Genomic DNA, 14,570 nt, shown 5'->3' with positions numbered 1-14,570 from the left:
TAATCCCTTTTTTTGTTTATAGCTATTTACAAATCAAAAACTGAAGTCCGCTTGGCGCGAATTAAATCCTTCAAACGAATCCAAAAAGCCAACGTGAGGTAGACCGCAAACCACAACCCTACAGTAACAAAAGACAAATAGATAAAAAACAATCGCACACTACTGGCACGCATTCCCAAAGTATCAGCTAAACGAGAGGAAACATGAAAACCATGTTTTTCAAAAAAGAACTTTAGTTTAATTACTACTGACATTTTATGAGTTATGAATTATGAGCAAAATTACGATTTTTTCGAATAAACAAATGACCGAATCAACAAATCAACATTTTTTCATCAATTCCGAACCTATAACACATTCTAAACACTTACTTTTATTACAATACTCATTCTTCAGTTGCAACAAAGATTGCGTTTCAAAAGCAGTTTTTGACTGTATTCCAAAAGAAGTAAATTTTTCAATAATAGCATTTTTCTCTGCAACAACTTCATTTAAAAGCTGTATTAAATCCTCCGAAATTTCTTTTCCCTGACTTTTAGCAAAAGCAAATTGAATTGGAATTATAGTATTTATGACAATTAAATCAATGAAAGATTTAGATAGTTTTCTCTGTTTCATCGGACTTTCTTTATCAAACTGATAATGGTTTTGCCAATACTCCGAAGCCGTAATCTGAAACAATTCGTAAGTACTTTTTAATGAACTTAAACTATTTATTTTCGAAAATAAATTCTGCTGACTATGGTATAAATTAGCTAATTGTGAGAGTCGTATCGTCGGAAAATTATCTGGACGATGCTTGAAAAACTGTACTGGTTCTATACAAACTTTCTCTATTTGATACTTATGCAACAAGTAGAAATACCTGAATTTTAAATCCTTAAAATAGTTATCTTCTTTTTCGGAGTCCAATAATCCGGTAGTGCCAAAAATTAATGCTTCTATATTTTCCACTTCAAAACTTTCCTTTCTAATTATCGAAAAAGGAATAGATTGCGCCATTTTATAAAAGATTTCTCCGTTTGTATTTAAACCAAAATTCTTAGCCAACAAACAGAACAAAACTCCTTCCCAATCTTGATTGGTTTGTTCCAATAAATCAAATATGGGTTGGGATTTTCTTTCTAACCGTTCAAAAAACAACCGTTCTTGCCAGTTTTTCAATGCAAACTCGTCAACATCTTTTAGCTGCTTTTCGCAAAAAATCCATGATTTTGGAGTCATTAAAGACTGGTAGTTTTCCAGAGTCGCTTTCTCGACATATTCTTTTAATTCTAAAACAGGAATTTCAGAATTGTCGCTTCTAAAAACTGCTACATCATGCTCCCAAACCACATGCAAAATTACGTTTTCATAACCCGCATCTTTTTCGTGATGATGCACGTACCAATCAGAAGATTTTATATGAATTTCAATATTTCCTGCCCATTTTTGAGCACCAATAACTATCTGAGCATTAAAAAAGTCAGGACCTGCCAATTCAAGATATTGACCTACATTGACAATTGTAATTTCCTCGTTGTTGACCGTTTTTAAATTCAAAGTGTCAAACTTCTTAAATCTCCAGAGGTAATGCAGAAAATCTTCTTTCATTTGTTTAAATTTAAAGAATCAGATACTAAAGTAACGAAAATTATTACAAATAAAAGCATCTAAATGCTATGACAAAAAAATATTTTTCATCTCCAATATAAAGAAACATCGGCTAAAAATCTTATCCTAATTTTTTATATTTGCGTTCCTAACTCTATTACCATGAAAAACCACTTCATTTTATTCTTTGTTTTTTGTTCTGTCTTTTCAGCTCTGGCTCAAAAAAATATCAAATCAATAAAAATAACTTATACCAGAAGTTCAAACGGAACCCTTATTGAAAACCAAGATCCCATTTTAGTTTTTACCAATGAACTAAAAACACAAATCACTTCTGAATCCATATTCAATAAAAAAGCCTCATACCCTTTCGAATACTACAACATCTATAGAGAAAACAATAGATATGACCAGTTTGCAAATCTAAATGAGAACAAAATTATTTACACAACAGATAGTCTTTCATTAGCAAAACAAAATTTTGAGATTACCAATGAAACCAAAACTATTTTAGGTTATGCCTGCAAAAAAGCAAAAACAGTAATCAACTCAAATACCATTGAATTATGGTTTACCAATGATTTAAAAGTAAAAGGTGCACCAACAATCTTAGGACAAAATCTAGGTTTAGTGCTCGAAATGGTTAGAAATGGGAATTATATTACCGCTGCCACAAAAATTGAAGTCCTAAAAGAATTTCCAATAATAAGAAAAAGTGAAACTCCACAAAGAAAAGTAGATTTATTAACGTACAAGGATTTAATCTGGAAAAGTCGATTTACCAATATTGCTGTTTTTGACAAAGAAATCATCAACTTTTCGAATACATCCCAATCAAATGACAGCATCTTACGCTTTGCCAATGGAACTATAATTCTCAAAAAAGTAAAAATCCCAGAAATCAAAAAAGGAAATCGAATTTTTGTCGATGTAACAGAGCAATCAAACGGTGACGCTTATGATAGAACCGGTTCCGTATTTTTAATTCCTACAGACAAAAACATTTCATTTCTTGATGGCTTGAAAAATGGAGTAAAAACGTTGCCTATATACGAAAATGGAAATGGTGAAAAATATCAAGGTGTGATTCGAACAGAAAATTACGCTCCTCTTTTAGAATTGATGCGCTTTTTTACTCCTTTTGGCGTAAAGCAGTTCAATACGCTGCAATTGAAGAACAAAGTGTGGCAAGACAGCGTATATTACCGTCAAGATATTTCAGAAATGCTTCCTGCTTTGAGCAATAAAGAGGTCTGGATTGGTATGAATATTGGCAATTATGACAAAGGCGGACACAAGGCAAGTTTGAATATTTCTATACATCCAGAAGAAGAAAATAAGCCAAAAAACACATGGTTATTACCTCTTTTTAACACTAATAATGTAATGGAAATGGCCGGCCAGCAATACGCAACCATGTTCAACACCGATAAAGGATTGGAAGTGACTTTTGATGTTCCCGAAGGTTTTAAGAATTTCAAGTTACGCTACATCACCACAGGTCACGGCGGCTGGGAAAACGGAGATGAATTTGTACCTAAGAAAAACACCATACTCGTTGATGAAAAAGAAGTTTTTGCATTTACGCCATGGCGAACGGATTGCGGTTCCTATCGATTGAGTAATCCCGCATCTGGAAATTTCAGCGACGGATTATCTTCTTCTGATTTAAGTCGTTCCAACTGGTGTCCAGGAACAGTAACTAATCCTATTTATATTGATTTAGGAAATCTTTCACCTGGAAAACATACGATACAAATTAAAATACCTCAAGGCAAACCAGAAGGATCTAGCTTTAGCTCGTGGAATGTTTCAGGTTGTTTAATAGGAGAATAAAAAATAGAATTCGGATTTTTTTGCCAATATAAAAAACCGGTAAGTTATCTCAAAATGTACAATTTGGCACAAGCCCGAGCATCTGATAATGCTTCGTGATGGTTTAAAGCTATATTCATTTCTCGACAACAATCACTTAATTTAGTTGGTTTCAATCCTTTGGCTTTGTAAATTTTTACAGTGCATTCCCAACGCGAAGCGATATTCAAATCGGCATAATCAAAACCATAAAGCGCCATTGATTTAGCAAGGACATTTCTGTCAAAACTTTCATTATGAGCCACAACTACTCTATTTTGCAAACGTTTTTGAATTTCAGGATACACTTGTGCAAATGATTTTGCATTCACCGTATCACGTGGATATATCCCGTGAACTTGAATCGTAAAAGGAGAATACAGATTATTTGGAGGCTTAATTAAACTAACAAACTCATCTACAATTATTCCGTTTTCAACGGTAACAATTCCTACCGAACATGGATGGAATGCAGTTGCGGTTTCAAAATCTATGGCAGTGAAAGTCATATTATATGTTTGTTATAAATCTGAAAAGCCACAAATTTAACGAAATAAACTCGTCAAATTCATGGCTTTAAAAATTTTAATATTTTGATTCTAAAATTTTTACTTTATAGATCCAATAATATCATATTTGGTAATAATATGGTGACTTCCATTTTCTAATTCAATCAAAACTGCTTCATTCTCTTTAGTAAATAATCGAGAAACTTCTTCTATTGAAGTTCCAAATTTCACTATTGGAAATGGTTTCCCCATAACTTCTTTTATAGGCTTATCAGCAACATTTTTATCGGCAACATAACTTTGAAACAAATCACTTTCATCAACAGAACCTACAAAACCTGTAACATCAATCACCGGAATTTGAGAAATTTTGTATTTACGCATTCTTTCAATAGCGTGCGAAACTAATTCCTCGGTACGCACAACAATCAATGGTTTATCGATATGATCTTTGATTACATCTTCGGCTTTTGTAATTTCTTCGTCAAGAAAACCACGTTCACGCATCCAATCATCGTTGAACATTTTACCTACGTAACGACTTCCTGAGTCATGGAAAAGAACGACAACAACATCTTCAGGCTTAAAATGTTCTTTAAGCTGCAACAATCCTTTTATTGCTGCTCCTGCTGAATTACCTACAAATATTCCTTCTTCAAGTGCAATTTTACGGGTATAAACCGCTGCATCTTTATCAGTTACTTTTGTAAATCCATCAATCAAAGAAAAATCAACATTTTTGGGAAGAATATCTTCTCCAATTCCTTCTGTGATATACGAATAGATTTCATTTTCATCAAAAATTCCTGTTTCATGGTATTTTTTAAATACTGAACCATACGTATCAATTCCCCAAATTTTAATGTTTGGATTTTTCTCTTTCAAATATTTAGCCACACCAGAAATTGTTCCGCCAGTTCCTACACCAACAACAAAATGAGTGATTTTACCTCCTGTTTGCTCCCAAATTTCCGGTCCTGTTTGTTCGTAATGCGCAATAGCATTTGAAGGATTATCGTATTGATTCACATACCAAGAATTAGGTGTTTCTTTGGCTAATCTTTTGGAAACAGAATAATAGGAACGTGGATCAGTAGGCTCAACATCAGTAGGACAAACCACTACTTTAGCACCAACAGCACGAAGTATATCCATTTTCTCTTTAGACTGTTTATCAGAAATCACACAAATAAGTTTGTATCCTTTTATGATGGCTACTAATGCTAATCCCATTCCTGTATTTCCAGAAGTTCCTTCAATAATGGTTCCGCCCGGTTTTAATTGTCCATCAGCCTCTGCATCTTCAATCATTTTTACTGCCATTCTGTCCTTTACAGAATTTCCCGGATTGAAAGTTTCTACCTTAGCAAGTACCAAAGCATCTACTTCTGCAGTTACTTTATTCAGTTTTACTAAAGGTGTGTTCCCTATTGTGCCTAATATATTTTCTGCGTAGCGCATTTTATGTTGAATTTAAGATTGTGATTTGTTGTAAATACTAATACAAAGATAGTATTTTGTTATAAAAATATTCTGGTTTACGGAATTTTGCGTTAGTGATGGTAGCGACATCCTTTACTTGCTTCCTTTAAGCAAGTAAAGATACAGTGGACAGCGCGGGAAACGCCCAAGAAAAAACATTTAAAAGGTATATTATTGCCCGAAATTAATTAAAGAAGTTCCAAATTAACCCAAAACGAATCGTGAAATCACGCGATGGATTATTTGGTGAGGAATAAAAATTATTACCCATTAGAGACGAATTAAAATGCTCCGCCTTGAAATAAATACGTGTTCTTTGAATTTTTGCGTTTATAAAAAAATCAAAGTTTGGATGGTTTCCAATTTGTTTATCATTTTGAACAAAAAACTCTCCAATAACCGGATTGTAATCACTTGCATAATATTTCGTGAAATAATTCAATACAATTCCTGTTTGCAAAAATAAAGCACGTTTGAATAAATAATTAGAGTAATAAAACGTATTTCTTGTTACTATTTCAGGAACATTTAAAATAGCATCTTGCTGCTCTACTTTTTGATATAAAATAGTGTTGTCTAAAGCGAAGTTTCCAAACGTCAATTCTCTACTTAATTTTACAGATAAGTAATTTATAGTCCCATCGTATTGTGACGGAGCCACTATTTGTGTTTTTGCGAGTGCTTGTTCAGAAGTTGACGCATCATTAAAATACAAATGATCTTTTAAAACTGAAAATTGTACTTCTGCATCTAGCCATGGAGTAATTGCATTAGCGCTAATTGTATTTATTTTTTCGTTCTTGAAATCATTTGACCAATTGTACTTAACGTAACTACTTTGATGTAGATTGTAATTACTGTTTGGCAGTTTATTTATGTTCTGGTATTGAAATGAAAATTGGGTTTCGTCATTAAGATCATAATCTAATTTAGCATCAAGATTTGACAAAGACTGCGCCGTTACTGATCTTGAGTATAAAAATTTACCATTCCATTTATTTTTTCTATATTCATATTGACCACCAACACTATTAATTTCCTGACTGAATGAACTAGGTATCACATTTTGATTATCAAAAATCAATATCTGGTCGTAATAATAATTCGATCTAAAATCATCTGCAAAAAACTGGAATTTACCTAAAATAGTATTCTCATAAACCAGCCCAACTCTATTATACATTTTGTTATAACGCGTTTGGTCATTTATCCCGCTACTTTTAAAAGACTCCCCAAATCTATATACAATTGTGTTTCCTACTGTTGATGGAACGGTAGCTTGGTTGTATTCAAAAAATTTATTTTCATAATTAAACTGATGGGTTAAATACAAGTTATTATTCCCTTTTTCTGAATTTATCCTGAAATTATGGTCCAGAAATATTCTTTTCCCTTTAAGAAAGGACTTCGCGTCTGAAAAATAAACTTCAAATCTTTGGCGATTATTATAGTTTGGATCTTCACTTTCGAAATCATCTATTGTTGTTATTCCACCATTTTCCTCATTCAAAATATCTTGAAAAGTATAATGTGCTTTAGCGAAATAGCGTTTATTCTTGGTGTTATAACTAGTGGTGAATCTAAAATTACCAGTACTGGATAACTGATTAATATATTCTCCTTCTGAACGCAAACCTTTGTATGCAATAGAAAAATTAAGATTTTCAGAAGTATTCAAGGTTATAAATGCATCTACAGATTGTCCTTTTCTAACAGTAGTTTTAAAATACAATTCGGTCACAGGAGTAGCTACAGAACTGTACCTTATTTGGTTTGCTTCTAAAAAATTGAAATGTTTTGCTTTAAAACCAAATTCCGGATAAGGTGAAAAATCGGTTAAACTATATTGTAATGTATTATAGGTTTGCCCATCATTTGCAAAAGGTAAAAGCCCAAAAATATCTTTTCGCAAATAATTATGACTGTATTCTTTTTGAATGGTAAGAGAAGTATCTATGTAAGTTGTATCATTTTCGATTGTAATAAAACGATACATGTCAATGGTAGCGATTTTTTCACTTATCTTTTTAATCGAATCAGAACTATTATATTTATTATCAATTCTCAATTTTTGAATCTTTTTCTCTTGAGAAAATAATAGAACCGGAAATGTTAAGAAACAAAACAAAAATAATATTCTCATTTGAAAGAAATCTAATTAGTCGATTAAAAAAAATAATCAAGCAAAGATATATTATTAAGAGATATAAATAAAAAAACATCCAGCGTACGTGGATGTTTTTTTAAAGTGTGAGATTAAACCAGAGTTTCTATTTCTTAATAAACTTGAAGTTAAGGCTTTTATCTTGACTAACAAACTTGACAATATAAACTCCTGATTTTAGGTCCCCTACCTTTACATTATTCTTTCCTTCGTATCTAAAACTTCTAATTAATTTTCCTGAAATATCGTAAAATATAACATCTGATGGAGAAAACGAATCTGGTAAATCAAAAAATAAATTTTCTTGTACTGGATTAGGGTAAACTCTCATAGAATTATTTTTTTCGTAATCTACACTATTTAAAGACACATTATCTAAACCACTAGCAATTAACGTAAAATCTTGAACCCCTGTTAATAAACTACCTTTATTAGTGACCTGAATAGTATACTTACCTGCAACAGCATTTGCAATTGATACTTTTTCAATATTATCGACATTATTGTCAGAATTTTGCGTTCCCGGGCTATTTAGCGAAGAAGGATCCAATTTCCAAGGATAGTACACAGTACCTGCTTCATCAATAATTTTAAGATCTAGATTGTTCACCAGATTAGTGTTCCTATTATCTTCAACAATAGGAGTAACAACGGCGCCCATCTTAACTGGATCAGTCCAAGCAATCGAAACATTTACTGCTCTTGGCGAAGAAATAGCTATCTGTTTAATAAATACCACTTGATCTGTCAAAGTAGTTTCTAGAACCAACGAGGTATTTCCATTTGAACTAATAATTCTCGCGGCTTCTTCCCCATTTGCTAAGCCCCACCCGTATTCATAATCAGGTCCTATAGAAAAACCCGCTTCATCTGCAGTATGGCAAAGCAAACCACGAACTGTTGCAGCTTTCATGAATCTGGTATTCAAATTATTATAATGCTGCTGAAGTAAAACAATTAAGCCTGTGATTGCTGGAGCCGCCATTGAGGTGCCACTTAGCGTCTCATACGTATTGTCATTTGGTCCATTACAGGAGTATACCCCAACGCCTTTTGCGCTAATGTCTGGCTTAATTCTTCCATCATCGGTAGGTCCATAATTACTAAACGAACTCATTGTAACGCTCGCTGGACCTGCATAATTTGGAACAGAATTAACAGCCGCAACGACAATCGTATTTTTAGCTACAGCACTTCCAGTAAGCATATCAAAACCACCTTTAGCATTTATTTGTGAATGGGTACTGTTTCTTGAATTACCTGCAGCAACAACAATTTGATAATACGGAAATACCTCTGAAATTTTATCAAAATCAGCCGAAGTCTGGTCATAGTAACCAAATCGGGCATTAGCAAAAGAATTTGAAATCCCATATCCGTATGAATGGTTTGACACTAAGTAACCTTCACTAGCAAAATTTGTCATTTCTTCAACATCACTATCCCAAAAATACGTTTTTGCCTTCGCTTGATATGCAAACCCTCTAGCTCTCGGTACAATACCTGATCCAACTATCGTACCAGTTACATGTGTGGAATGAGCACTAGGAGATATTGCTCCATCACCAAACGTAACCTTTGACCCTGCTAATTCCTGATGTGTGTCCCTTACTTTTCCGCCGTCCCAAACTCCTGCAGTAATACCATTACCCGTCAAACTAAGACCTAAAACCCCATTAGGTTGTAACGAATTTGCTCGAATTGTAGCCGCAGACTCATCGTTTTCAATAGTATAAAAAAAAGGCAATCCATCATAAATACGCTGGAGAGATTTCGTCTCTGAGTCAATCAACCTATATTTAAGTTTATAAGCTTGGATTCTTCTTTTTTGTTCTTTTTGAGATTCTATTAAATCAACTAAGAAATCATTTATCTTTTCTTTGTTATAAGATTGTTTAATCTTATTTCGCTCTTGTTGAGTTTGAGCCATAGACAGTTGAAATATAAATATAAAACATAATATTTTTTTCATTTTATAAAAAATTAGCAATTAGTTTAGATTAATAACCGGTTATGCAATCTACATAAAATAAAAAAACCTCCCAAATATTTAAAAAAGGGAGGTTGTTTTAAATTGTTTGATTTACAAACTAGTAACCAGGATTTTGCTGTAAATTACTATTCAAATCTCTTTGAGATTGCGGAATAGGAAGTTGCCATTTAAAATCACCCGCAGGAATTGTCAAAGCTGTAGTTTCAACTTTGGTACCAGCACCACTAGCGTAGTCACCTTCAACAGCATTTCTTACCATTGACAAGCCTAATCTTTTTAATGTAAAGAAACGATCCATTTCAAAAGCAAGTTCTAATCTTCGTTCAAGTAAAATAGCATTTAGTAACGCAGCTCCAGTTTCATTACCTGAAACAAAAGGAGAATATCTTTGAGATCTTACCGCATCAAGAAATGCTAAACCTCCACCGTTGATTCGATACTGAGCCTCAGCCATGTTTAAATATACTTCTTCAATACGCAATACTTTGATATCAACAATAGCTGGATTACCCGTTAAACGACTATAGTATTTAATAACGTGATTATAAGGTATGGTACTATATGCACTTGTCTGAATGTAAGCAGCTTTTCTAATATCTGTGGTTTGAAACAAATCTGAAAAGCTTTTAGGCACAACATACTCTGAACGAATACCACTTGCTACTGTCTGATTGTAAACAACTCCTGGAGTAACACCATCAACTTGATCTATTCTAAGTTTAAATAAAACACCAGAAGCATTTGCATCTTTCCAAAGATTAACAAAACTTGCTCTAGGGCAAACAGTATTACCTGCAATAGCAAGGTTTCCGTATTGAATAACTTTTGGGAAATCTCCTAAATAAAGATACACACGAGATAACAAAGCATAAACTGCTGATTTTGAGGCTTTTCCTGATGCATTCGTATTAGCTGTACCAATTTTATCTGCAGCAATAAGTAAATCATCAACTACTTTTTTATAGGTATCTTCAACAGTTGGTCTTGATGGTTTAGAAAAAGGAGCAACAACATCTAAATAATACATACCTAAAGAAGCATTTGCATCAGCCGCCTGAGTAGGAATTTTAGAATAAATTCTAACTAAGTCAAAGTTGTTTAACGCTCTAATGAAACGAGCCTGCCCTTCGATATTATCTCTAACCGCATCTTGAGGTATAACATTAATATTGTCGATAACTCTAGTTGCTGTTTCTGCAGCTCTATAGGCACTAATATAATAATTAAAATGAGAGCTATTAGGCACTGATTGCAATCTAAAACCACCAGCATTAGACTGGCGCCCTTCAACTTTAAGAATTAGATTATCAGTCATTACCTCAGAGTCTATTACAAACTCCGAACCGTAACCTCCGTCACCACCATTTTTAATCATGTAGGAGTATGCTCCAGTTAGCATATTCTCAAAATCAGCCGCATTACGCAAAACAATAGTCTCACTGATGGCATTGTATGGAGCGAATGTGATATCTTCATCGTCGCAAGAATTTAATGCGAAAGATAAAGCAACAATATATATTATTTTTTTCATAATTTTTTTAATTATAAATTAATTGATACTCCAAAAAGGAATGTTTGAACACTAGGATAAGAATACAATGCAAATTGTCCAGGAACTAATAACCCTGTTTGGCTCTCAGCACTACCTATTCCTACCTCTGGATCACCATTGAACTTACTCCATGTAAATAAGTTTTGCATTTGAGTGTATATTCTAATATCATCTACAGGTAAATTAGTAAAAGCTTTTTTAGTAAACTTATACCCAATATTTAGGTTTCTAAATCTAATATAACTTGCATCTTCTAAGAAACGATCAGATTCAAGGTTAGAGTTAATACCTGACAATTGTCTTGGAGCAGGTAAAGATGCAGTTGTGTTAGTTGCAGTCCAAAAATCAAAAGCAGCTACAGCTTGATTCCTTGTTGGAGCAGAACCATCAGCAACCATATTTTGCCACATATAATTGTATGTATAATTACCTTCTTTGAATACAAAATCAGTAGAGATATCAAATCCTTTATAAGCAAATTGCATACCAAAACCACCTTCGTATTTAGCATATGGAGTTTTACCAGTAAAAACTCTATCACCAGCACTATAAACATCAGTAACTGTACCATCTAATTTAGTGTACATGGCATGACCATTAGTAGGATTAACTCCTGCGTAAGGTACAAGGAAGAAATCATCAGGAGAACGACCCACTTTATTCCATGTTAACCCTCTTGAAAGTTGGTTATTTGGATCACCAGGACGGTTTAACTCGTTAATTTCTCTGTCAAAAGTGGCAGCATTAACATAAAAAGACAAAGTAGTGTTTGCGTTTTTGATTGCAAAAGCCTTAAGCTCAACTTCAGCTCCCTTAGAAGTCCAGTCACCTGCATTAATAAGCGCTGAAAAAGACGTACCAACAGTAGTGTTATCACTATAGATAAAATCATTTCTTTTATCTTGAAATACCGAACCTGAGAAGGTCAACCAATTATTTAATACTGCAGTTTCAATACCAATTTCGTATTTCTCTGCTTTTTCAAACTTTAAGTTATTATTTCCAACAGTGCTTCCTGTTAATACAGTTCCGATACCTCCACCATATTGTGAAGTACTAAAAAGACTTTGAGCAGTATAACTACCAATACCGTTAGTTGAATTTAATTCACCATAAGAAGCTCTCAACTTCAAATTATTCAACCATTTTACATCACTCATAAAAGATTCACTCGTAACATTCCATCCTAGAGAGATTCCCTTAGCAAATTCGTACTTATTGTTAGTTCCTAGAACAGATGATCCATCGCGTCTACCATATAACGACACTAAATATTTCCCATCAAAATCGTAATCGATATTACCAAAAATAGAAACAGTCGCATTTTCAGTTCTTGTAGTTGCAGGTACTCCAACAACTGCTGTTCCTGCGGTAGGTAAATCACCATTAACATATCCTTTTCTAGTTAAAGTATACGATCTAAAATTTGATTTAAAATATTCGTACAAGACAGTCGTTTCAAAATTGTGCTTGCCATTGATACTATATTTATAATTCAAACTGTTAGTTAATTGATACTCTAATGAATCCCATCCATTATCAGTCTTAGAACCTCTAGCTGTAGGGTCTCCAACAATTAAATCCAAAAATGAAAAAGGTTTTGTGAAAGACTCTCTCTGATATCTTTCATAATTCATATTCATTTGAGTTTTGAATGTCAAATCTTTCACTATTCCTAACTCTACGTAAGGACGTCCGTATAATCTAAAAAAACGACGTTGCTCTGTGTTATTAACAATCGCCTCTTGAATAGGAAAACCTGCGGCTAAATTTGTATTATAAACCGGATTCCCCAAAACATCATTAATCACATTACCATTAGCATCTCTGGCAAAAAATGGCTCATATGGATTATAGTCGTACATTGCTCTAATTGGACTTTGTGCATTGTTACGATCTCTTGAATCATTAAATTTCTCATACGATCCACCAACATTGAAACCAAACTTCACTCTGTCGTTTGCCTTATACTCACTATTATATCTAGCAGTAATTCTATTGAACCCTTTAAGTTTATCTATAATCCCACTATCCTCAGTATAACCAACAGACATGAAATTAGTAAATTGATCATTACCACCTGAGTAAGAAAAATTATTATTTTGCACAAATCCTTTTCTTAGCAAATCATCTTGCCAGTTGTGGTCATAAGAACGTAATAACGCCAACTCAGCTGGAGTTTTACCTATAGAACCTCCCTGACCAATTAAACCTTCATATCGGATTTTTTCATCCGCATTCATCATGTCAAATGGATCAGCAATTTTTTGTGTAAATCCAAGCGAATTGTTGAACTGAAATTTACCTTTTGCATTTTTACCTTTTTTAGTAGTAATAACCACCACTCCATTTCCACCACGAACCCCATAAATTGCAGCAGAAGCTCCATCTTTTAATATAGAAACAGATTCGATATCATTTGAACTCAAAGCAGAAGCTTCTGTTCCGCTCACAAATGCACCATCAACCACATAAATAGCTTCAGCCGTACCACCTGTAATACTTACCGCACCGCGGACAGTAACGTAAGCCGCAGCTCCAGGCTTACCATTTTGAGCAGTGACCTGCACCCCAGCAGCTTGTCCTTGTAATGCATTTTGGATAGTTAAAGCCGGAGATTGTTTTGCAATTTCGTCTGCTGAAACTGTTGAAACAGAGGAAGACACTTTTCTTGAATCTTTTGAAAAGTAACCTAGATTAGTTTGAACAATAACTTCATTCAAACTTACTCCATCTTGCATTGTAACATTAATTGTATTTGAGGAACCTACTACCTTAGTAGATTCAGCCATACCCACAAAAGAAAAAACCAATACGTCTCCACTTTTAGCTTTTATAGAATACTTACCATCGAAATCGGTCTGTACTCCAGACTTAGTACCCTTAATTAAAACATTCACACCCGGAACAGGACCAGAGGCATCTGAAACTACACCTGTAACAGTTCTTTCTTGTGCAAATGCAAATTGCATTGACAATGCCAACAGCAACGAAAAAATCCATTTGAATTTTGATCTCATATTAATTTGTTTTGAATTAGTTATTTCACAAAAATCATAATAATTTCTTAAAGAAACAAATTTTTAGAAAAATTAACACAATTAACATTTGTTAATTTTTTTACTCAAAACATCAGGTTCCTTCATCATTTTTCATATTCAAGCCATATTGTTTACAAATATCACCACAGATGCTTATATTTTTATTAAAACTAATTTAAATCTAAATCATTTTATATTAACATAACGTTTTAAAAAAAAGAACCAATGAATCAACCCAAAATAGCAACGACTAGAAACTAAAAACACATCTATAATATCGCCAATTAACATCCAAAAGAGCAGTTAAATTAAGAAAAAGACGCCAAATAAGAAACTTTTTTTTGCAAAATGCGACTTGAATAGCAACCAGGCAGAGAACATT

At 33.4% G+C, this 14,570-nt stretch carries 9 protein-coding genes; 1 reads left to right on the top strand and 8 read right to left on the bottom strand.

The annotated features are described in order from the left end of the window. Positions 1-26: 26 nt before the first annotated feature. Positions 27-254, bottom strand: a complete 228-nt coding sequence (locus Q1W72_RS12290) for a PspC family transcriptional regulator (protein WP_099714538.1) — start codon at positions 252-254, stop codon at positions 27-29. Between the two features lie 67 nt (positions 255-321). Next, on the bottom strand, positions 322-1,593 hold the full coding sequence (locus Q1W72_RS12285; protein WP_099714537.1) for a DUF2851 family protein: 1,272 nt from the start codon (positions 1,591-1,593) through the stop codon (positions 322-324). Positions 1,594-1,755: 162 nt separating this feature from the next. Between Q1W72_RS12285 and Q1W72_RS12280 the strand changes: the two genes are divergently transcribed. Continuing rightward, entirely contained in the window at positions 1,756-3,429 is a 1,674-nt protein-coding gene (locus Q1W72_RS12280) for a GLPGLI family protein (protein ID WP_099714536.1), read from the top strand. Between the two features lie 44 nt (positions 3,430-3,473). On the opposite strand, the gene Q1W72_RS12275 is transcribed toward Q1W72_RS12280, so the two are convergent. The 6 genes from Q1W72_RS12275 to Q1W72_RS12250 all read right to left on the bottom strand — a co-directional run bounded on the left by Q1W72_RS12275 (position 3,474) and on the right by Q1W72_RS12250 (position 14,167). Beyond that, entirely contained in the window at positions 3,474-3,956 is a 483-nt protein-coding gene (locus Q1W72_RS12275) for a 3'-5' exonuclease (RefSeq protein WP_099714535.1), read from the bottom strand. A 99-nt stretch (positions 3,957-4,055) separates the two neighbouring features. Further along, positions 4,056-5,417, bottom strand: a complete 1,362-nt coding sequence (locus Q1W72_RS12270) for a pyridoxal-phosphate dependent enzyme (RefSeq protein ID WP_302135598.1) — start codon at positions 5,415-5,417, stop codon at positions 4,056-4,058. A 205-nt stretch (positions 5,418-5,622) separates the two neighbouring features. Beyond that, entirely contained in the window at positions 5,623-7,581 is a 1,959-nt protein-coding gene (locus tag Q1W72_RS12265; RefSeq protein ID WP_302135596.1) for a putative porin, read from the bottom strand. Between the two features lie 127 nt (positions 7,582-7,708). Then, complete coding sequence (locus tag Q1W72_RS12260) at positions 7,709-9,394, bottom strand: S8 family serine peptidase (RefSeq protein WP_302135594.1); 1,686 nt, start codon at positions 9,392-9,394, stop codon at positions 7,709-7,711. Positions 9,395-9,692: 298 nt separating this feature from the next. After that, positions 9,693-11,126, bottom strand: coding sequence for a RagB/SusD family nutrient uptake outer membrane protein (locus Q1W72_RS12255; RefSeq protein WP_302135592.1), 1,434 nt, complete (start codon positions 11,124-11,126; stop codon positions 9,693-9,695). Between the two features lie 11 nt (positions 11,127-11,137). After that, entirely contained in the window at positions 11,138-14,167 is a 3,030-nt protein-coding gene (locus Q1W72_RS12250) for a SusC/RagA family TonB-linked outer membrane protein (protein WP_302135590.1), read from the bottom strand. Positions 14,168-14,570: the final 403 nt, after the last annotated feature.

The organism is Flavobacterium sp. ZE23DGlu08, assembly GCF_030505335.1.
Taxonomy (GTDB): domain Bacteria; phylum Bacteroidota; class Bacteroidia; order Flavobacteriales; family Flavobacteriaceae; genus Flavobacterium; species Flavobacterium algoritolerans.
Note: the sequence above shows the minus strand (reverse complement) of the source record. Positions and strands in the feature narration are given on the sequence as shown.

What these genes read in the sequence shown, in the direction of transcription:
- Q1W72_RS12290 (WP_099714538.1), bottom strand. Translation starts at nt 254, where the DNA reads ATGTCAGTAGTAATTAAACTAAAGTTCTTTTTTGAAAAACATGGTTTT.
- Q1W72_RS12285 (WP_099714537.1), bottom strand. Translation starts at nt 1,593, where the DNA reads ATGAAAGAAGATTTTCTGCATTACCTCTGGAGATTTAAGAAGTTTGAC.
- Q1W72_RS12280 (WP_099714536.1), top strand. Translation starts at nt 1,756, where the DNA reads ATGAAAAACCACTTCATTTTATTCTTTGTTTTTTGTTCTGTCTTTTCA.
- Q1W72_RS12275 (WP_099714535.1), bottom strand. Translation starts at nt 3,956, where the DNA reads ATGACTTTCACTGCCATAGATTTTGAAACCGCAACTGCATTCCATCCA.
- Q1W72_RS12270 (WP_302135598.1), bottom strand. Translation starts at nt 5,417, where the DNA reads ATGCGCTACGCAGAAAATATATTAGGCACAATAGGGAACACACCTTTA.
- Q1W72_RS12265 (WP_302135596.1), bottom strand. Translation starts at nt 7,581, where the DNA reads ATGAGAATATTATTTTTGTTTTGTTTCTTAACATTTCCGGTTCTATTA.
- Q1W72_RS12255 (WP_302135592.1), bottom strand. Translation starts at nt 11,126, where the DNA reads ATGAAAAAAATAATATATATTGTTGCTTTATCTTTCGCATTAAATTCT.
- Q1W72_RS12250 (WP_302135590.1), bottom strand. Translation starts at nt 14,167, where the DNA reads ATGAGATCAAAATTCAAATGGATTTTTTCGTTGCTGTTGGCATTGTCA.